Source organism: Aestuariivirga sp. (assembly GCF_020252405.1).
In the GTDB taxonomy this organism is placed as follows: domain Bacteria; phylum Pseudomonadota; class Alphaproteobacteria; order Rhizobiales; family Aestuariivirgaceae; genus Aestuariivirga.
Window position 1 is genome coordinate 22,132 of record NZ_JADCDA010000033.1, and the last position, 19,737, is coordinate 41,868.

At 64.6% G+C, this 19,737-nt stretch carries 13 protein-coding genes and 1 pseudogene; 5 read left to right on the forward strand and 9 right to left on the reverse strand.

All coding sequences use genetic code 11. The features are described 5' to 3' along the window. Positions 1-628: 628 nt before the first annotated feature. Both IOC69_RS06225 and IOC69_RS06230 read left to right on the forward strand, forming a co-directional pair. Positions 629-787, forward strand: coding sequence for a hypothetical protein (locus IOC69_RS06225; RefSeq protein ID WP_290542676.1), 159 nt, complete (start codon positions 629-631; stop codon positions 785-787). 588 nt (positions 788-1,375) lie between these two features. Beyond that, positions 1,376-5,041, forward strand: a complete 3,666-nt coding sequence (locus IOC69_RS06230) for a vitamin B12-dependent ribonucleotide reductase (RefSeq protein ID WP_290542677.1) — start codon at positions 1,376-1,378, stop codon at positions 5,039-5,041. A gap of 794 nt (positions 5,042-5,835) precedes the next feature. Here the strand turns inward: IOC69_RS06230 and IOC69_RS06235 are convergent. After that, entirely contained in the window at positions 5,836-6,654 is an 819-nt protein-coding gene (locus IOC69_RS06235; RefSeq protein WP_290542678.1) for a L,D-transpeptidase, read from the reverse strand. A 136-nt stretch (positions 6,655-6,790) separates the two neighbouring features. Here IOC69_RS06235 and IOC69_RS06240 point away from each other — a divergent pair, with 136 nt between their 5' ends. Next, positions 6,791-7,996 carry a hypothetical protein gene (locus IOC69_RS06240; protein WP_290542679.1) on the forward strand — a complete coding sequence of 402 codons (1,206 nt, stop codon included), beginning with the start codon at positions 6,791-6,793 and terminating at the stop codon, positions 7,994-7,996. Between the two features lie 181 nt (positions 7,997-8,177). On the opposite strand, the gene aspS is transcribed toward IOC69_RS06240, so the two are convergent. Then, complete coding sequence (aspS, locus tag IOC69_RS06245) at positions 8,178-9,956, reverse strand: aspartate--tRNA ligase (RefSeq protein ID WP_290542680.1); 1,779 nt, start codon at positions 9,954-9,956, stop codon at positions 8,178-8,180. 382 nt (positions 9,957-10,338) lie between these two features. Beyond that, positions 10,339-10,692 (reverse strand): annotated as a pseudogene (locus IOC69_RS06250) (L,D-transpeptidase); the annotation flags it as partial. A gap of 334 nt (positions 10,693-11,026) precedes the next feature. Between IOC69_RS06250 and rimO the strand changes: the two are divergent. Next, positions 11,027-12,352, forward strand: coding sequence for a 30S ribosomal protein S12 methylthiotransferase RimO (rimO, locus tag IOC69_RS06255; protein WP_290542681.1), 1,326 nt, complete (start codon positions 11,027-11,029; stop codon positions 12,350-12,352). Positions 12,353-12,440: 88 nt separating this feature from the next. Further along, positions 12,441-13,475: a hypothetical protein gene (locus tag IOC69_RS06260; protein WP_290542682.1), complete on the forward strand. Its 1,035-nt coding sequence runs from the start codon at positions 12,441-12,443 to the stop codon at positions 13,473-13,475. A 67-nt stretch (positions 13,476-13,542) separates the two neighbouring features. Here IOC69_RS06260 and IOC69_RS06265 read toward each other — a convergent pair whose 3' ends face one another. The 6 genes from IOC69_RS06265 to IOC69_RS06290 all read right to left on the reverse strand — a co-directional run bounded on the left by IOC69_RS06265 (position 13,543) and on the right by IOC69_RS06290 (position 19,737). Next, entirely contained in the window at positions 13,543-14,808 is a 1,266-nt protein-coding gene (locus IOC69_RS06265) for a DUF4010 domain-containing protein (RefSeq protein WP_290542683.1), read from the reverse strand. A 42-nt stretch (positions 14,809-14,850) separates the two neighbouring features. Then, positions 14,851-16,164: a hypothetical protein gene (locus IOC69_RS06270; RefSeq protein ID WP_290542684.1), complete on the reverse strand. Its 1,314-nt coding sequence runs from the start codon at positions 16,162-16,164 to the stop codon at positions 14,851-14,853. 12 nt (positions 16,165-16,176) lie between these two features. Beyond that, positions 16,177-16,992 carry a hypothetical protein gene (locus IOC69_RS06275; RefSeq protein ID WP_290542685.1) on the reverse strand — a complete coding sequence of 272 codons (816 nt, stop codon included), beginning with the start codon at positions 16,990-16,992 and terminating at the stop codon, positions 16,177-16,179. A gap of 57 nt (positions 16,993-17,049) precedes the next feature. Next, on the reverse strand, positions 17,050-17,325 hold the full coding sequence (locus IOC69_RS06280; protein ID WP_290542686.1) for a hypothetical protein: 276 nt from the start codon (positions 17,323-17,325) through the stop codon (positions 17,050-17,052). A gap of 109 nt (positions 17,326-17,434) precedes the next feature. Then, positions 17,435-18,967 carry an acyl-CoA carboxylase subunit beta gene (locus tag IOC69_RS06285; RefSeq protein WP_290542687.1) on the reverse strand — a complete coding sequence of 511 codons (1,533 nt, stop codon included), beginning with the start codon at positions 18,965-18,967 and terminating at the stop codon, positions 17,435-17,437. Positions 18,968-19,041: 74 nt separating this feature from the next. Further along, the gene (locus IOC69_RS06290) at positions 19,042-19,737 is read right to left on the reverse strand and encodes an ATP12 family chaperone protein (RefSeq protein WP_290542688.1); all 696 of its coding nucleotides are present in this window, start codon (positions 19,735-19,737) and stop codon (positions 19,042-19,044) included.

A 19,737-nucleotide genomic window follows, 5' to 3' on the forward strand; every position in this document is an offset into this window, starting at 1 on the left:
TTCCTCCGGGGCGTGACAATCGGACCCCTCCAATCGAATCCGCTCACAGGGATTTGCCACGCGCTTCCTGGTTTCGCCGAAGAAGGCTTGCCTTTGCGGAAGCAGACCGTGGGCATGCGGCACTGCCTGCCGATAGCTGCGGGCCAGTCCCCCCGACAGCCAGCCGTCGTGTCCCCCCCGGTTCATCGCCGGGGCGGGGCCGTCGCCGCCGGCGGGCAGGCATGTGAGCAGTGGACGCATCCACAACACTTAAGGAAATCGGTGTGGCAATTACAAGACTCACAACTGCCTTTCGGGCATATCGACAGCTAATCAACTTGTCCGGTTTTGGGAGCACATCAAATGTCCGCTTTTTGTGTTTTGTTGGCCTGTGGGACGCTGGGCAAGGCGTAGCCTTGTCCACATTTCCACAGGGCTTGCGGCTGAGCGGATTTAAGCCGCATGTTTTGTTTCGGTTGGCATTCCTGCCTGGGCGTGGCGCTGGGCCTGTGCATCGTGCCGGTCACACGCTTCTCCATGGGCTGCCTGCCGCCGGAGAAGGTGAGCGACGCGAGCGGCCGCCCGCCTGCTGCACATCGCCACAAGCGAACTGCCCGACCCCACCGATCCGATGGGCCTGCTCGGCGCCATGGACACGATCCAGGAAAGCGCGGTGACTCTTGCCGTGAACGAGGCCTGGCTGCTGATGGGGGGCTGCACCCTTGCGGCCCTCGTCCTGCTCGTCATGCTGGGTCCGATTCGGGAGCCGAAGCCCGGGGCTCTCCTGGGCCAGCAGGCGGAGTTTTAGCGCATGTGCCAGTCAAGTGGGAACGGGCTGAACCTAGAAAACATTACTAAACAAATAGATAGAGCAATATTTTAAGTCCGTTTGATCGAAACCTGCTCCAAAGCCGCACTGGAGTTTCCGTCTGTGGATAGCGGTGATGACCGGCCCAATCCGGGACACCGCCATTCCGTTTCTGCCGATGACTCCGGCGTCATTTACCATCCGGGGGAGGAGGGCCAGCCTGTGGACAGCGCGAATAAGCCGAAGGAGTCCTTGAGCTTACCAGCAGAATCGTATGAAACTTTCCATCTGCGTTGAGGTCTGGCACGTTGTGCCACAATATATGGTGTTAATCTTTCGTTAACACACTATGTATTGACGCCCGGCGGCTGGGGGGACTAAACTCCGGTTAATGATTGAGGGGTTGAGAGGAGAAGGCTGCGGGGGCAGCCGCATCCTCCGCGGAACACTCAAAAGAACAGGCTGAACAAGCCGGGGACGGCAGTTTCCGGGAACCGGGTGTGTGCGTCTTGCAACGGGGTGGATGGAGCAGCTCGGATAAGTTTTCGTGTGCTCGCGGCAACGATTTTACAGAGGGACTTGAAAAGAATGCGCATTGAACGCCGCTATACCAAGGCAGGGCAGGACGCTTACGCCGATCTCGATTTTCGCCGCGCCACCAGCGAGATCAAGAATCCGGACGGATCGATTGTCTTCCGCCTCGCGGACATCGACGTCCCCTCCTCCTGGAGCCAGGTGGCGACTGACATTCTGGCGCAGAAGTATTTCCGCAAGGCGGGCGTTCCGGCGGCATTGAAGCGCGTCGAGGAAGAGACCGTGCCGTCGTGGCTGTGGCGCTCGGTGGCCGACGCGGAGGCCCTCGCCAAGCTGCCCGAGAAGGAGCGCTATACGGGTGAGCAATCGTCCACCCAGGTGTTCAACCGCCTCGCCGGCACCTGGACCTATTGGGGCTGGAAGGGCAGATATTTCGACACCGAGCAGGACGCGCGCGCCTTTTTTGACGAGATGTGCTTCATGCTCGCCACGCAGAAGTGCGCCCCCAACTCGCCGCAGTGGTTCAACACCGGGCTGCACTGGGCCTATGGCATCGACGGCCCGGGCCAGGGCCACTATTATGTCGATCCCGAAACCGGCCGCATGACCAAGTCCAAGTCGGCTTATGAGCATCCGCAGCCCCATGCCTGCTTCATCCAGTCAGTGGCCGACGACCTCGTCAACGAGGGCGGCATCATGGATCTGTGGGTGCGCGAGGCGCGCCTGTTCAAATACGGCTCCGGCACCGGCTCCAACTTCTCGGATCTGCGCGGCGAGAACGAGAAGCTGTCGGGCGGCGGCAAGTCGTCGGGCCTGATGAGCTTCCTCAAGATCGGCGACCGCGCGGCGGGCGCCATCAAGTCGGGCGGAACCACCAGGCGTGCGGCCAAGATGGTGATCGTCGATGTCGACCATCCGGACGTTGAGGAATTCGTCGACTGGAAGGTGCGCGAGGAACAGAAGGTGGCGGCCCTCGTCACCGGCTCCAGGACGGTCAAGAAGCACCTGCAGGCGGTGATGAAGGCCTGCGTCAACTGCGACGGCCCGGACGGCGACTGTTTCGAAATCGACAAGAACCCCGCGCTGAAGCGCGCGGTGAAGGACGCCCGCAAGGCGCTGGTCTCCGACAATTACATCAGGCGCGTCATCCAATTCGCCAGGCAGGGCTATACCGAGCTCGCGTTCGACACCTATGACACCGACTGGGACGGCGAGGCCTATCGCACCGTGTCCGGCCAGAACTCCAACAATTCCGTGCGCGTGACGGACGAATTCCTGCTCGCCGTCGAGCGCGGCCTTGACTGGCAGCTGAAGTCCCGCCTCACCTCCAGGGTGACCAAAACCGTCAAGGCCGCGGCGCTGTGGGACAAGATCTCCTATGCCGCCTGGGCCTCGGCTGACCCCGGCATCCAGTATCACTCCACCATCAACGACTGGCACACCTGCCCGGCCTCGGGTCCGATCCGCGCATCCAATCCGTGCTCGGAATACATGTTCCTCGACGACACGGCCTGCAACCTCGCCTCGCTGAACCTTCTGCAGTTCCGCGACCAGGCAACGGGCAAGTTCGACATCGCCTCCTTCGAGCATGCCGTCCGCCTGTGGACCATGGTGCTCGAGATTTCGGTGATGATGGCGCAGTTCCCGTCGAGGGAGATCGCCAGGCTCTCCTACGAGTTCCGCACGCTGGGCCTGGGCTTCGCCAATATCGGCGGCCTGCTGATGACCGCCGGCATCCCCTATGACAGCCACGAGGGACGCGCCATCTGCGCCGCCATCTCCGCCATCATGACGGGTGTCTCCTATGCGACCTCCGCCGAAATGGCGAGGGAGCTGGGTCCCTTCAACGGCTTCGCCAGGAACCGCGAGCACATGCTGCGCGTCATGCGCAACCACCGCCGCGCGGCCTATGGCGCAGCCGAGGGCTATGAGGGCCTCCGCACCAGACCGGTGGCGCTTGACGAGACCGGCCTGAAGGACAAGGACCTGGCCGCCGCCGCCCGCCGCGCCTGGGACCTCGCGGTCTCGCTCGGCGAGGCGCATGGCTACCGCAACGCGCAGGCGACCGTCATCGCGCCCACCGGCACGATCGGCCTCGTCATGGATTGCGACACCACCGGCATCGAGCCCGACTTCGCGCTGGTGAAGTTCAAGAAGCTGGCGGGCGGCGGCTACTTCAAAATCATCAACCAGGCGGTGCCGGAGGCGCTGCGCACGCTGGGCTACGGGACTGAGCAGATCGAGAAGATCATCGCCTATGCCGTGGGCCATGGCTCGCTGGCCGATGCCCCCGGCATCGACCACAAGGCGCTCAAAGCCAGGGGCTTCGGCGAGGAGCAGATCGCCAGGATCGAGGCGGGCCTCGCCTCTGCCTTCGACATCAAGTTCGTGTTCAACAAGTGGACGCTGGGCGAAGACTTCTGCCGCACGGCGCTGGGCGTCCTGGACGAGCAGCTCAACGACTTCGGCTTCGACATGCTGGCGCATCTGGGCTTCTCCAGAGCCGACATCGACAAGGCCAACATCCATGTCTGCGGCGCGATGACGCTGGAAGGCGCACCCGGCCTCGAGGACGGGCACCTGCCGGTGTTCGACTGCGCCAACCCCTGCGGCAGGCTGGGCAAGCGCTATCTCTCGGTCGACAGCCACATCCGCATGATGGCGGCGAGTCAGCCCTTCATCTCGGGTGCTATCTCCAAGACCATCAACATGCCGAACGACGCAACCGTGGAGGACTGCGCCAACGCCTACATGCTGTCGTGGAAGCTGGCGATCAAGGCCAATGCCCTCTACCGCGACGGCTCCAAGCTGTCCCAGCCGCTGTCCTCGCAGCTGCTCGCCGATGATGACGCGGATTCGGACGATGTGGCGGAGGCGCTGATGACCAAGACGGTGGCCGCCCGGGTCGAAACGGTGGTCGAGAAGATCGTGGAACGCGTGGTGGAGCGGGAGCGCTCGCGCCTCAGGCTTCCCAACCGGCGCAAGGGCTATACCCAGAAGTCGGTGGTGGGCGGCCACAAGGTCTATCTCCGCACCGGCGAATATGACGACGGAAAGCTGGGCGAAATCTTCATCGACATGCACAAGGAAGGTGCCGCCCTTCGCGCCATGATGAACAATTTCGCCATCGCGGTGTCGGTCGGCCTTCAGTACGGCGTGCCGCTGGAGGAGTTCGTCGACGCCTTCACCTTCACCAAGTTCGAGCCCGCCGGCATGGTGCAGGGCAACGATTCGATCAAGAACGCCACCTCGATTCTCGACTATGTGTTCCGCGAGCTGGCCGTGTCCTATCTCGGCCGCACCGACCTCGCGCATGTCGAGCCCTCGGAAATGGGCTTCGACTCGCTCGGCAAGGGCGAAGCCTCGGGCGATGCGCCGCGCCTGCCCGCATCGCGCGTGCTCTCCTCCGGTTTCGTGAGGAAGCCCAACCTCGCCTCCTCCAACGTGGTGGTGATGTCAGGCGCGCAGGCGGCGAGCGCGCGCGCCGACGGTGCGCTGGCGCTTGCCGATGCGCCGGCCCAGGTGACGGTGACGCGCCAGGAACTGGCGGTGGCGGTGGAGACCACCACCTCGCTGATTGCGGCCAACGACCGCCGCGCCGAAGCGCGCATGAAGGGCTATGAGGGCGAGAGCTGTTCCGAGTGCGGCAACTTCACCATGCTGCGCAACGGCACATGCCTCAAGTGCGACACCTGCGGCTCGACCAGCGGCTGCTCGTAATCGCAAGCAGACAATGCGGGACGCGGGAGAGGCCGGGCATGTTCCGGCCTCTCTGCTTTTGCGCGCAAGGATGGGCGGTGGAGAACTTCTCACGCGCGCACGACGCGTCATCGGTGATAGGCCGATGGGCGTTCAGAGGCCTTCTGACTTGCTTCAAGCGGACTTCGAAAACCTCCTCGCCGAAAAATTATCCACACATTCTTGGCCGCGCCCACAGGCGGCCTTGACACGGAACCGCTGCTGACAGAGGCGCGGAAAGCGCAGTTCGTCCGTAGGCTGACGAGTGGGAAAACCCCTTGTTTCATTGGGTTTTTTCGGTGAACGGCGGATTTTGTCCGTATACGTATTGTTTTGCGGTTTTTCCGAGCGTTTACCGATTGTTAGAGAGAATCCGCGAGGGTGCCGAACGTCGTTCGGCATATTGCCGAATCACACTAGCGGGTGCAGAAAACACCACGATGACTGGTCAAGTACGGATTGCACATGCCAGCTTGCCCGTCTGTGTGAGGCTTGCCTGCGTTGTGGGGCACTAACAACTCTAGGAGAGACAGCAATGGCTGCGAAGAAAGCTGCGAAGAAGCCTGCCAAGAAGGCCGCCAAGAAGGTCGCCAAGAAGCCGGCTAAGAAGGCCGCCAAGAAGCCGGCCAAGAAGGCCGCCAAGAAGTAGTCTTACGAGACTTCAGGACTGGACCCCGGACGGCGCAAGCCTCCGGGGTCAGTTCTTTTTGGGCCCCTTGCACCCAAACGAAAAGGGCCGCGGCTTGCCGCGGCCCTTCGTGTTCGCTCCGGCGGGATCACTGGTAAACATAGACCTTGGCGCCGATCCTCACCTTGTCATAGAGCTCGACCACATCGGCATTCATCATGCGGATGCAGCCCGATGACGCCGCCGCGCCGATCGAGGAGGGCGCATTGGTGCCGTGGATGCGGTAGATCTTGCCGCCGATATACAAGGCGCGCGCACCGAGCGGGTTCTCGGGGCCCCCGGCCATCTCGGTTGGCAGCATATTGCCCTTGGCCGCTTCACGCCTGATCATCTCCGGCGGCGGCCGCCAGGTCGGCCACTCGGCCTTGCTGACGATGCTGGAGGCGCCCGACCACTGGAAGCCCTCGCGGCCGACGCCCACGCTGTAGCGCCGCGCCTGGCCGGGCCCCGTGACGAAGTAAAGGGCGCGCTCCGGTGTGGAGACGACAATCGAGCCGATGGCGTATTTGGAGGCGGGCGCCCAGACGATGTTCTCGCCCGTGGCCTCGTCCGGCACAGCCCGGGAGGAGGCCCCCGTTGAGGCGCGCTGCACGCCGGCGCGTGGCTTGTTGCGGTTCTGGAACAGGCATTCGAGGAAGCCGTCGCAGGCCCAGCCCAGCTGGTTCGCTTGCCGCCGCGCCGCCGCTTGCTTGCGCGCTGCGGCGGCCTTTCTGGCCTCCGCCGCTTTCCTGGCGTCCGCAGCCTTCTTTGCGTCGACCTTCTTCCTGGCCTCGGCGGCCTGCCGCTTCTTCTTCAGCGGAATCTGCTGCTGCTCGCTTGCCGCGGGCGTTGTGGCCGCACAGGCCGGGGCCGTCAACCCGGCCGCCGACAACAGCGCCAGCATGAAAACCAAGAGGATTATGCGCATTCAACTCTCTCCAGTCTTACCTTCTTTCTTTAGCAACGGCCACGGTGGCGGTGCAAGTCTGCCATAATGTCGTGACGTTGATGAGGTGTTCGCGTATTCTCGATCAACATACCCTTGCCCTTCTCCAGGAGTCTTCATGAACCGGATCCGTAAATGCCTCGCCGCCGCCTGCCTGTCGTCTGCCGCCCTTGTGCCGGGCCTCGCCCAGGCGCAGGAGGCGCCCCCGGCGGTCAAGGCCTTCCTCGAAAACCTTCAGCGGCAGACCTCGGTCACGCCGACCTATGACAGCCTGAAGGTGGACGGCGGCAACGTCACCATCACCAATCTGGCGCTCAGCAAGCCTGCCAGGGACAATGACGCGGCGCTGAGCGTGAAGACGGCGGAGGTAACCTTCACCGGCATTGCAGACCAGGGCAATTCGCTGTGGAAGGTGGGCGAGGCGCGCTTCACCAACACCTCCGTCGAGATCACCGACAAGGACGCGAATCTCTCGATGAGCATTCCCGGCGCCTCGGCCGAGGGCTGGTACATCCGCGCCCTGCCTGCCTCGCCTGCGCCCAGGGACGAGATGCTTTCCAACATCACCTTCGCCAACAAGATGACGAGCGGGCCGATCACCATCACCGCCTCCGGCCAGACGGTGAAGATCGACAGCATCGACACCGCCTGGAACGGCGACTCCGCCACCGGCATGGGCCAGTATACGCTGAAGGTCGGCAACCTTGCGATCCCCGGCTCCACCCTCGCCTCCTTCGACGGCGGCGACATGTGGAAGCAGTTGGGCTACGACGGCCTCAGCATCGACCTGAGCACGAAGAGCGATCTGGCGGCCTCGGGCGACGATCTTGCCTACAGCTTCAGCCTGTCGTTCGGCGCGCGCGATGTGGGATCGCTGAGCCTTATGGGCTCCATCGACAGGCTGCCGGTTGCCGCCTATGCCCGGATGCTGCAGGACCAGATGGCCGGCAAGAGCCTCGACCTCGCTGCCCTCTCGCCGCAGCTGCAGGGAGTCGAGGTCAAGGGCGCGTCCCTGCGCTTTGACGACGCCTCGATCACCAGGAAGGTTCTGCCGCTGATCGCCGCCGCGCGGGGCATGGACGAGAAGGTGCTGCTGGCCTCCATTCCGCCCACGGTGCAGCTGACCTTCGTGCAGTTCCAGAACGAGGCGCTGACAAAGCAGGCGGTGGACGCGGTGACCAAATTCCTCGCCGACCCCAAGAGCCTGATGCTGAGCATCAAACCGGCGGCCCCGATGAAGGTCTCCGAAATCAGCGCGCTCGACCCCGCCAAGCCCGGCGACGCCATCACCAGGCTGGGCGTGACGGTGATGGCGAACGAGTGAGGCTCCGGCCTCGCGCATGTTCCGTTCAGGCGGAATCGCCTGGACGGAACATCCGCCAGATCAAAAGCTTGAGCATGATCTTATCGCAAAACCGGTTTCACTTTTGCGGATCATGCTCCAGCTGACCAAACGAAAACGCCCGGGCACCCGCCCGGGCGTTTCTCATTCGCGGCAAGCGCCCTCACGCCTCCGGCAGGTTCAGCCGGATGTGGAGTTCGCGCAGTTGCTTGGGCGTCACCTCGGAGGGTGCCCCCATCAGCAGGTCCTCGGCCTGCTGGTTCATGGGGAACAGCACCACCTCGCGGATGTTGGGCTCGTTGCAGAGGAGCATGACGATGCGGTCCACGCCCGGCGCGATGCCACCATGCGGCGGTGCGCCATATTGGAAGGCGCGGTACATGCCACCGAATTTTTCGAGCAGCACGCTCTCAGGATAACCCGCGATCTCGAAGGCCTTCTTCATCACCTCCGGGCGATGGTTGCGGATGGCGCCCGACGACAGCTCCACGCCGTTGCAGACGATGTCGTACTGATAGGCGAGGATGTCGAGCGGGTCCTTCGTCTCCAGCGCCTCCAGCCCCCCTTGCGGCATGGAGAAGGGGTTGTGCGAGAAGTCAACCTTCTTCTCCTCCTCATTCCACTCATACATCGGGAAGTCGACAATCCAACAGAACTCGAAGCGGTCCTTGGCCGTGAGGTTCAGTTCCTCGCCCACCTTGTTCCGCGCTTCGCCGGCGAATTTGTAGAATTTCTCCGGACGACCGGCGACGAAGAAGCAGGCGTCGCCCACGCCGAGGCCCAGCTGATTGCGGATCGCATCGGTGCGCTCCGGGCCGATGTTCTTGGCGATGGGGCCAGCGCCACCCTCCTCACCCTCGCGCCAGAAGACATAGCCCAAACCCGGCTGGCCTTGGCTTTGCGCATAGGAATTCATGCGGTCGCAGAAGGCGCGGCTTCCGCCCTTGGGCGCCGGAATGGCCCAGACCTCAACCTTGGGATCGCCTGAGATCATGCCGGCGAAGACCTTGAAGCCTGAATCCCTGAAGTGCTCGGTGACGGCCTGCATCTTGATCGGGTTGCGCAAGTCCGGCTTGTCGGAGCCATACCAGCGGATCGCGTCACGGTAGGCGATGTGCGGAAATTTCTGCGTCACGGGAAGCCCGCCGCCGAATTCCTCGAACACGCCGCGCAAGACCGGCTCCACCGCGTTGAACACGTCGTCCTGGGTGACGAAGCTCATCTCGATGTCGAGCTGGTAGAACTCGCCCGGGCTGCGGTCGGCGCGGGCGTCCTCGTCGCGGAAGCAGGGCGCGATCTGGAAATAGCGATCGAAGCCCGACATCATGATCAGCTGCTTGAACTGCTGCGGCGCCTGCGGCAACGCATAGAACTTGCCGGGGTGGATGCGCGACGGCACGAGGAAGTCGCGCGCACCCTCGGGCGAGGACGCGGTGAGGATCGGCGTCTGGAACTCGAAGAAGCCCTGCTCCACCATGCGCCGCCGAAGCGAATTGATGATTGCTCCACGCTTCATGATGTTCTTGTGGATGCGCTCGCGGCGGAGATCGAGGAAGCGGTAGCGCAGCCGGGTGTCCTCCGGATATTCGGTGTCGCCGAACACGGGCAGCGGCAGTTCAGCCGCTTGGGCCAGCACCTCAATGCCGGTGGCGAAGATCTCGATCAGGCCGGTCAGCATATCATGGTTCTCGGTGCCGGGGGGCCGCGGGCGCACCTTGCCGTCAACCCGGATCACCCATTCGGAGCGCACCTTCTCAGCCGCCTTGAAGGCAGGCGAATCCGGGTCCGCCACCACCTGGGTCATGCCGTAATGGTCGCGCAGGTCGATGAACAGCACGCCGCCATGATCACGGACACGGTGAACCCAGCCGGAGAGGCGAATGTCCTGCCCGGCATTGCCGGGGCGGAGCTGGCCACAGGTGTGGCTGCGGTAGGCGTGCATTGAAATCCTCACAAATCAGGACGTTCGGGGCGCTGGAGCAGGTTTCGGTTCAGCGAAATCGAAACCTGATCTATCTCTTTGTTTGGTCGCATTTTCGACGGTCAACCGGGTGTCCACTTGGCCTGAAAATGCTTTAGGCGCATGGAGGGGGCGGTTTGTCAAGGAACGGCTTTCCCGCAATCCGCCTCCGCTGCACAATGGCTTCAACATCCCTGACGGCCAAGCGTTACCACCTCGGACGAAAGAGCTCTCCCAATCACTCTGGCGGTTCCGGCGTTCCGCCGCGCAGCCGCGCCGTGGCCCCCTTTGCTCAGTCGAACCAGAGTGAGAAAGGGTTCTTCTTCGGCCAGTCGGAACCGATGCCGCCGTTGCCGAAGAAGCCGCCGTTGACCACCACGCGGGTGTTGCTCATGCCGGTTTTCTGGACCAGCGCGAAGAGCTTTGCCGCATTCTCCGGCAGGATGCGCACGCAGCCGTGGGAGGCGCGGCGGCCGAGGCTCTTCACGTGGTAGCTGCCGTGCAGCGCGTGACCCTCGCCGGTGAAGAAGATCGAATAGGGCATGGGCGCATCGTCCCACTCCTTGGAGAAATGCTCCTTCTCCATGCGGAAGGGCCTGAAGGTGCCCGAGGGCGTGTCGTATCCGGCGGCACCCGTTGAGATTGGCCACTTGTAAATTTGCTCCCCGTCGAGCTCCACCGTCATCTTCTGGCTCACCTTATTGACGGTGATGATGAGGCGCGGGGGCGCCGGGGGGGCCTTTTTCTTGACGGCCTGCTTGTTGGGTGTCGGCTTCTTGGCAGCTGCCGGCTTCTTGGCGACGGGCTTCGACTTCTCTGCCGGCGACGGCGTGGGGCCGGTGGCGGCCTGCGCCGCGGCGGGGGCCAGTGCGGCGCCCAGCGCCATGATCATGTTGCGTCTCGAAATCATGTCCCGTTTTCCCCACTGCAAATCGCATTTGCAACGCACTTTTGCCGATAAACCGGATTATGCCCGAAGGCGAGCAGTTCGTGAAGTGCCGCGGGGAGCCTGAGAATTGCGCTTTCCGCCCCCCTCCGCTATGCACCGCCTCATGAACAAGCACGTCCCCAAGATCGGCCTCGTCTCCCTCGGCTGCCCCAAGGCGCTGGTTGATTCCGAGCGCATCATCACCCAGCTCCGCGCGGAGGGCTATGTGATGTCGCCCGGCTATGACGATGCCGACGTGGTGATCGTCAACACCTGCGGCTTTCTGGACAGCGCCAAGGCGGAGTCGCTTGCCGCCATCGGCGAGGCCATGGCCGAGAACGGCCGGGTGATTGTGACCGGTTGCATGGGGGTGGAGGCCGACACCATCATGAAGGCTCATCCCGGCGTTCTCGCCGTCACCGGTCCGCACCAGTATGAGGCCGTGGTGGGCGCGGTCCACAAGGCGCTGCCGCCGGTGCATGACCCGAAGACGGATCTCGTGCCGCCGCAGGGCCTGCGCCTGACGCCGAAACATTATGCCTATCTGAAGATTTCCGAAGGCTGCAACAACCGCTGCTCCTTCTGCATCATCCCCTCGATCCGCGGCGACCTCGCCTCGCGCCCCGTCGCCTCGGTGCTCCATGAGGCGGAGCGGCTGGTGAAGGCGGGTGTGAAGGAACTGCTCGTCATCAGCCAGGACACCTCCGCCTATGGCGTCGACATCAAGTATCAGACATCAAAGTTCCATGGCCGCGAGGTGCGCGCGAAGTTCTTCGACATGGCGAGGGAACTCGGCGGCCTCGGCGCCTGGGTGCGCATGCATTACGTCTATCCCTACCCGCATGTCGACGAGGTGATCCCGCTGATGGCGGAGGGCAGGATCCTTCCCTATCTCGACATCCCCTTCCAGCACGCGGCCCCCAATGTGCTGAAGGCGATGAAGCGCCCGGCGAACCAGGAGAAGGTGCTGGACCGCCTCGCCATGTGGCGGTCGATCTGCCCGGACATCGCCATCCGCTCCACCTTCATCGTCGGCTTCCCCGGCGAGACGGAGGAGGACTTCGACTATCTGCTGCAGTGGATGAGGGAAGCCCGCATCGAGCGCGCCGGCTGCTTCAAGTATGAGCCGGTCTCCGGTGCGACGGCCAACGATCTGGGCCTGGCCCAGGTGCCCGACGGGGTAAAGCAGGAGCGCTGGGAGCGCTTCATGGCGGCGCAGCAGGAAATCTCCGCGGAGATCCTCCAGGGCAAGGTTGGCCGCGAAATCGACGTGCTCGTCGACGAAATCGACACGGAGAACGACGAAGCCATAGCCCGCTCGCCCTGGGATGCGCCGGAGATCGACGGCAACGTGTTCCTGCCTGGCGAGACCGGCCTCAAGCCCGGCGACATGGTCCGTGTGCGGATCATCGGGGCGGAGGAATATGATCTGGTGGGCGAGAGGGTTTAACTCCCCTTTCCCCCTCGCCCCCACATTCATGGGGGAGAGGAATGAAACCAGCTTGACCTCATCGCGCAGTCCACACAATCTGCTGGTCATGAAGAATGATCGGGATTTAAGCGCGGGACTTGCAGCCGCGGTGCGCGCAGGCGTGATTGACCAGCAGACGGCGCGGCGGCTGGAGCCCTTCCTTGCCACCAACGCAACGCCGCCAGACACAGCCGACCCGGATGACGAGAAGCTGCGGCTCGTGACCGGCTTCAACGACATTTTCGTCACCATCGGGCTTGTCATGTTCCTTGGCGCGCTCAGCTATCTGCTTCTCACTGTCAGCGAGATGCTGGCGGCGCCGGTTGTTGCCGCCGCAAGCTGGGCGCTGGCGGAGTTCTTCACGCGGAAGCGCCGCCTGGCGCTGCCGAGCATCGCGCTGCTCTTCAGCTTCGTCGCGTCGGTCTTTCTCGCCGTCATGCTGGTGGTGAGCGACGCGCTCCCGAACGATCTCTCTCCCGGCGCGATGCTGGCAGCGGGCATGGTCGCCGCACTTGGCGCCTATGCGCACTGGATGCGCTTCAATGTGCCGGTGACCGTCGCGGCCGGGGCAGCGGCCCTCGCCTCGATCCTGCTGGCGTTGTGCCAGATCGTGGCGCCGAACCTCCCCGCGGATTACCCCATCGCGGTCTTCGTGCCGATGGGCCTCGCGGTGTTTGCGCTCGCCATGTGGTTCGATACCTCGGACCTCACCCGCCAGACGCGGCGCACCGACATCGCCTTCTGGCTGCACCTGCTGGCCGCACCGCTGATCGTGCACCCGATCCTGATGCCGATGATGGCGGATGAGGCCTCGCTCGCGTCGGCTATTCAGGTGATGATCGTCTTCCTGGTTCTGGCCATCGTGGCGCTGGTGGTGGACCGCCGGGCGATCCTCGTCTCTTCACTGGCCTATCTGGCCTATGCGGCTGGCACGCTGATCACCGCAGTGGGCCTACACTCCGCATCCTTTGCCGTATCGACACTGGCGGTGGGCGCGGTGGTGCTGATGCTCTCCGCCGCCTGGCGGCCACTGCGCCGCGCCGTCATGGCGCTGCTGCCCGCCAGCCTGCGGGCAAGGCTTCCGGCGGTGGGCCCCGCCTGACCGCCCAAGAGGCGCAGCCCTTGCCGCGCGACAAGCGGCGCGGCGGTCAGGCACGGTGCAATCCCCCTCAGAAATGTGGGGACGGTATCAGAACATGGCTCGCCACGGCCACGGCCATGGCCGCCATGCTCAGCACAAAGAGGATTAGCCCCAGCCTCATGCCGCCGACGATCCCGGCATAGACCGCTTTGGCGCCGGTGTTGACGCCCACGCAGAGGAGGATTGCCGCAACGGCAACAGGGGATACGGGAACCATATTGGCCACGGAGAGGGTGAGCGCATCGACGTCCGCCAGCCCGGATATTCCCGCCACCGCCATGAGGCCGCTGTTGCCGAACATGGTCTTGCCGATGCCCGCGGCGAGCATCACGATGCCCAGCAGCGCGCCGAACTTCAGCACCTCGGAAAGCAGGAAGGGGTTCTTGTGGACAAGGCCTTCGGGCCCGGCCCCGCCATCCCGGCCGTCGCGGCCGATCAGCAGCCAGGCGGCAAGACCCTGGAACAGCGCCGCGCCCAGCAGCGGTGCTGCGAGATCCAGCGCGAGCGGCAGATTGATGACGCCCACCAGCACCAGCACACGCGCCATCATCACGCCACCCGCCAGCAGGATGCACCCGGCGAGAAGCCCGAGGCGGGCGGCATTGTCCCTGGCGAGGCGGGCGAGCGTGAGGCTGACCACCGTGGAGGACACAAGCCCGCCCATGCCCGCCGCCAGAACCAGCCCGCGTGACGGCCCGGCGAGCTTGACCGCGACATAGCCTGCGAAAGAAACAGCGGCGATGAGAATGGTGATCAGCCACAGCTGGTGTGGATTGAGCGCTCCCCACGGATCGATGGCGCGGTCGGGCAGCAGCGGCAGGGCAATGAAGGTCATCGCCGCGAGCAGAAGGGCGGAGCGCAGTTCCTGCGCGGTGAGGCGCGACAGGAAGCTGTGCAGCGCCGGCTTTTGGGCCAGGAGCGCCACAGTCACCACGCCGGCTCCGGAGGCGATGCGTATGTCGCCAAGCACGGCGAGGGCGCCCAACGCGAAGGTGACGAGGACGGCCACCATGGACGTGGCGCTATAGACGCCCTCGCGCGCATTCTCGCGCCAGATGAAGGCCGCCATCACGGCGGAGGTGGCAATGAAGCCTGCCGCCAGCAGAATGCGGTCACCGCCCAGCGACAGCGCGCCGAACAGCCCGCCCAGCAGGCCGATCAGCGAAAAGGTGCGGATGCCGGCAGCACGCTGGCCTTCCGCCTCGTCCCGCTCCTTCCAGCCGCGATCGAGGCCGATCACGAAGCCCAGCGCCAGCGCGAGGCCAAGGCGGGCGGCAAGAAGGGTGATGTCCATGTCCGCATGTTACAGCAGTGGCCACGGACCTGTCTCGCGCCGTCAGGCCGGTTCGTCGAGCACGCTTTCCAGAATGTCGTACTCGTCACCATCCACACATGAATAAAGAGACTCCCAGGTGGCCGCCGCGGACAGCTGGTAGACTTCGGCCTGGCACAGGGCGCGGCTCTCTTCCAGGATACGGATGATGGCGATCTCGTCATCATCGTCGGTCGATCCGCTGAGCAGCGCGTTGATCATGGCAGTTTTGACCCGGAATGGTGCCTGTCCCAGGAGCGAAAGCGCGTGGAGCTCGCTGGCGATCAGCCGGGCTTTGTCATCCTCGTCAGTCCCCAGAATGGAGGCAACGGAGATCTCGCCAAGCAGCGCCTCCGGCAAATTGGACACCAGCGTCACCAAATCGGCGATGCTGCCGGCCACGCCGTTCAGCGCCGCTGCAACAGCATTGAGTATGCCAGGATTGGGCGCCGCCGGGAAATTGTCGATGGCGGCCTGCAGCGCATTGGTGAAGCGGTTGACCGTGGCCTTGGCCTCGCCGCTGCCGGCGAGGGCGACCAGCCGCGCAGCGGCGGCGAACTCCGGCTGCAGGCGCACGCATGTGTCACGGCATGCGATGCGCTGGGCAGTGGTGACTGGCAGCGGCCGCGCCATGTCAAGAATAACGTCATAGAGCGGAAAGTAATCGAGGCGAGCCAAGGCCGAGCAAATGCGCAGGGTGTACCTCGTCTCGTGCATCAGCGCCACCAATTCGCCCCCTCGGTGCAAGCCGGCCCCGGCATACTGGGTAACCGTGGCGGGGTCGATGGTGGCAGCGCCCGCCATAACCACCCGCTCACGCAGGGCTGCCCGCGTCACATCCTTCAGCAGGCGCTGCTTGTCCGCCAGGATCAAGTCGATTTCGTCGCCGCGGAACGGTGCAGGCCACGCCAGCAGGAAGTGGCGGAAGCATTGGTCCAGCGTGGGCGGAGCGTCGTAGTCGAGCACGGTGAGATGCCGCCGCCCCAGGCGATGGGGCGCATAATCCCGCTGGTCCAGCACACGCATGAGACGCTGCGCGATGTCGTCAAGATGGCTTTCGGGCAATTCATCGTCGAGCCCCGGCCAGCCGCCGATCGCCTGCATCATGCGGATCAGTTCATAGGAATTAACCGCCCCCGCCATGAGGTCCCGGATCTCGTCCTCCTCGTCGTCGCCGGTGGCACCGGAGGCAAGGTCATAGACGCGCTTGGCCAGGTCCTTGCGGATGTTCTGGCGCAGGCTCAGGCTTGGCGGATCGAAGTCCACCGCATCCGAGCCGAAATAGCCCCGCAGGCTGGAATTGCCGCTGCGTTCGACGAAGGCCCGGACATTGCGCATGGCACGCAGCCCTCACTGCAGCGCGACAAGTATCGGAATGAGGCCCGTGCCCGCAGCGAGCGGCGCCATGGCCTTGCCGATGACGGCGCCGAAGGCCCGCGCGGGGTCGGCGGCCTTCATTGCATGGCCCGGCGTGGCCGAGGAGGTCAGCAGGTCCCCCGCGGCGATTGCGCCGTACGCCGCATCGACCTTGCAGAAGGTGCGCCCGACCAGCGCAATCGGCGAGCGCGGGCGGGTGTCAGCCGGATCCCGCCCCATGACGATGCCGGGACGCAGGCTGCCCGCACCGGCCACCACACCGGCCACCGCACGGTCATAGGCCTCGGTGCATGGCAGCAGACGCCCGTCCGCCGCCATGACCATGACGCTGCCGGCCTCGGCCGGGGCGGCATCGGCGACGGCGAACTCCTCAGCGCAGTCGGCGCCGGGAAACGACACGTCGCCGGTGACGATCACATTACCTTTGAAGAAGGCGGCCGTGCCATCCGTGATGTGCTCCACATGCAGGGCCGAGACACCGGCAGGATTCTTCTGGAACACGGCAGCGGCGGCTTCCACCGCGGATCGCGTTTCGCACACCAGCGCCCCGCGCGTGACGCTTTGGAAAAAGCCCCCGAGGCCTCTGTCGTTGCCTAGGCCGACCACGCCCGCGCCGCTGCCGAAAGTCTGCCCGATGAGACCGGCACCGCTGCCTGCAGGATTGGTGGCCACGCCGGAGATCGCAGGGTCCATTGCCGCCGACGACGTCTCGGCCACCAGGCCGGGGCCATCCGAGACGGCGTTGATTGTAATTTCCTTGGTGTCAGTCCTGATCGTCAGCTTGGCCATGGCCATCCTCCGGTGATCGGTACGTTGCGGGGCTGCACGTCATGGAACGGCGCGGCGTCAGCCGCCCGCCAGCTCGGGTATGTCCTTCACTGGCTTGGGCAAGGGGCGCTTACAGGTGGCGTAGCCATCAAAGCGCAGGCGCGACCATATGGCGGGCCCCGTCTCGGCATTGGACGCGCGTGTGCAGATGAAGACCTGCACATTGCCAGGCTTGTCCGGGTCCACGTCCTTTTCGGACAGGGGCGTTACGATCAGCACGTCTCCGGCTTGCCCGTCACAGGGCACTTCGGTCGCGCGGAACAGAGGCCTGATGTTGAGTTGTTCAACCGCCATGGACCGCCCCTCGTTGGCAAGAGAAAAGCACCTTCACGATGCAAGCCGGGCCACAACGGAGCCCTCCCCGGCAGTAATGAACCCGCCATGACGTTTCGTCAAGCCGGAATCACAACGGAATGTTGTCGTGCTTCTTCCAGGGGTTCTGCAGTTCCTTGTGGCGCAGCATGTCGAGCGCCCGGGCGATGCGCTTCCTTGTCGAATGCGGCATGATCACCTCGTCGAGGAAGCCGCGCTCGGCGGCGACGAAGGGATTGGCGAAGCGCTGCTCATAGTCCTTCACGCGGGCCTGGATCCTGGCCGCATCCGAGAGTTCGCCGCGGTAGATGATCTCGGCCGCGCCCCTGGAGCCCATGACGGCGATTTCGGCGGTGGGCCAGGCATAGTTCACGTCGCCCCGCAGGTGCTTCGAGGCCATGACGACATAGGCCCCGCCATAGGCCTTGCGGGTGATGACGGTGATCTTGGGAACGGTCGCCTCGGCATAGGCGAAGAGCAGCTTGGCGCCGTGCTTGATGAGGCCGCCATATTCCTGCGCCGTGCCGGGCAGGAAGCCGGGCACGTCCACCAGCGTCACGATCGGGATGTTGAAGCAGTCGCAGAAGCGCACGAACCGCGCGCCCTTGCGGCCCGCGTCGCTGTCCAGCACGCCCGCCAGCACCATCGGCTGGTTCGCCACAATGCCCACGGTGCGCCCGTTGATGCGGGCGAACCCTGTGATGATGTTGCGGGCATGCGCCTCCTGGATCTCGAAGAAGTCGCCCTCGTCGGCCACCTTCAGGATCAGCTCCTTCATGTCATAGGGCTGGTTCGGATTGGCCGGGATCAGCGTGTCGAGCGAGTGGTCGATGCGCTCGGGGCTGTCGAAGCCGGGGAGCTCCGGCAGGGCCGAGGTGTTGGAGGACGGCAGGAAATCGAGCAGCCGGCGCATCTGCAGCAGGGCTTCGACGTCGTTCTCGTAACCCTTGTCGGCAATCGAGGATTTCGTGGTGTGGACGGAGGAGCCGCCGAGCTCTTCCGCCGTCACTGTCTCGTTGGTGACGGTCTTCACCACGTCAGGGCCGGTGACGAACATGTAGCTCGTGTCGCGCACCATGAAGATGAAATCCGTCATGGCGGGCGAATAGACGTCGCCGCCCGCGCAGGGGCCCATGATGACGGAAATCTGCGGGATGACGCCGGAGGAGAGCACGTTGCGCTGAAACACCTCGCCATAGCCTCCCAAGGCGTTCACACCCTCCTGGATGCGGGCGCCGCCGGCGTCGAACAGGCCGATGATGGGGGCGCGGTTGCGCAGCGCTATGTCCTGGATCTTGGTGATCTTGCGGGCATGCGCCTCCGAAAGCGAGCCGCCGAACACCGTGAAGTCCTTGGCGAAGACATAGACCACGCGGCCATTGACCGTGCCCCAGCCCGTCACCACGCCATCGCCCGGAAGCTTCTGGTCTTCCATGCCAAAGTCAGTGCAGCGGTGCTCGACGAACATGTCGAACTCCTCAAACGAGCCTTCGTCGAGCAGCAGATCGATGCGCTCACGGGCCGTCAGCTTGCCCTTGGCATGCTGCGCGGCGACACGCTTCTCCCCGCCACCGGCCCGCGCCCGGACGCGGCGGGCTTCAAGCTTCTCAAGGATATCCTGCATGGCGCACTCCGCTGAATTCCTGTGTTTCTCCGGTGTTAAGGCCGCCGGAGCACCCCGTCAAATCAGCCTTAAGGCTACCCCCTGGCCAGTGCCATGAACCGGCAGCAGGCCATGAACTCGGCATGGCGGGCGGCGCGGCGGGCCTGGGCCTCGGCGTCCTCACCCCAGTGCCCGGTCTGATAGTCCTCGTCCACATGGGCGGCGGCCCAGGCCGCTTCGGGCGTGGCCGCCTGGCGGGCCAGCATCATGGCGATGAGCGCCGAACCGGTGAGCGTCATGATCGAATGGAAGGCGGCCAGTTCGAAGTCGCTCAAGGCCTTCACCGCCTCGCCGAAGGCGGCCAGCGCCGCCTGGGGCTGCGGGCGGTGGAGAATGCCGACGGTCACCTCGAAGGGGGCGTCGAGATCGGTCATGGCCCAGTCGATGATCGGGTCCCAGGCCCCGACGTGGCGCGCCACCAGTTCCGGCGGCCGGTCGGTGCGGTAGCAGACGAGGTCCGAATTGGCATAGTCAACCGCCTCCCGCACGATTGCCGCGCGATGCTTGGCCACCCGGTCGATCGCCGTGTTGGCGAGCTTGGTGAAATACATCGTGGCGGGCGTGATCTCATCGCCCTGCTCCGCCCATTCGGCGGCGACGATGCGGGCGAGCGCCCGGGTGGGAAGCCTCAGCGGCGCCTTCATCGGGGTCTTCACCGGCCGCCCGTCAAGCGCGATGCCGAGTTCCCCCGTAACGGTCACATCCTTGTAGAAGCGGCGGCGCGCGGTCAT

Excerpts from the sequence above, each read along its gene's own strand:
- IOC69_RS06285 (WP_290542687.1), bottom strand. The coding sequence starts at position 18,967 with ATGCAGGATATCCTTGAGAAGCTTGAAGCCCGCCGCGTCCGGGCGCGG.
- IOC69_RS06270 (WP_290542684.1), bottom strand. The coding sequence starts at position 16,164 with ATGCGCAATGTCCGGGCCTTCGTCGAACGCAGCGGCAATTCCAGCCTG.
- aspS (WP_290542680.1), bottom strand. The coding sequence starts at position 9,956 with ATGCACGCCTACCGCAGCCACACCTGTGGCCAGCTCCGCCCCGGCAAT.
- IOC69_RS06240 (WP_290542679.1), top strand. The coding sequence starts at position 6,791 with ATGAACCGGATCCGTAAATGCCTCGCCGCCGCCTGCCTGTCGTCTGCC.
- IOC69_RS06290 (WP_290542688.1), bottom strand. The coding sequence starts at position 19,737 with ATGACCGCGCGCCGCCGCTTCTACAAGGATGTGACCGTTACGGGGGAA.
- IOC69_RS06260 (WP_290542682.1), top strand. The coding sequence starts at position 12,441 with ATGAAGAATGATCGGGATTTAAGCGCGGGACTTGCAGCCGCGGTGCGC.
- rimO (WP_290542681.1), top strand. The coding sequence starts at position 11,027 with ATGAACAAGCACGTCCCCAAGATCGGCCTCGTCTCCCTCGGCTGCCCC.
- IOC69_RS06225 (WP_290542676.1), top strand. The coding sequence starts at position 629 with ATGGACACGATCCAGGAAAGCGCGGTGACTCTTGCCGTGAACGAGGCC.
- IOC69_RS06265 (WP_290542683.1), bottom strand. The coding sequence starts at position 14,808 with ATGGACATCACCCTTCTTGCCGCCCGCCTTGGCCTCGCGCTGGCGCTG.
- IOC69_RS06280 (WP_290542686.1), bottom strand. The coding sequence starts at position 17,325 with ATGGCGGTTGAACAACTCAACATCAGGCCTCTGTTCCGCGCGACCGAA.
- IOC69_RS06230 (WP_290542677.1), top strand. The coding sequence starts at position 1,376 with ATGCGCATTGAACGCCGCTATACCAAGGCAGGGCAGGACGCTTACGCC.
- IOC69_RS06275 (WP_290542685.1), bottom strand. The coding sequence starts at position 16,992 with ATGGCCAAGCTGACGATCAGGACTGACACCAAGGAAATTACAATCAAC.
- IOC69_RS06235 (WP_290542678.1), bottom strand. The coding sequence starts at position 6,654 with ATGCGCATAATCCTCTTGGTTTTCATGCTGGCGCTGTTGTCGGCGGCC.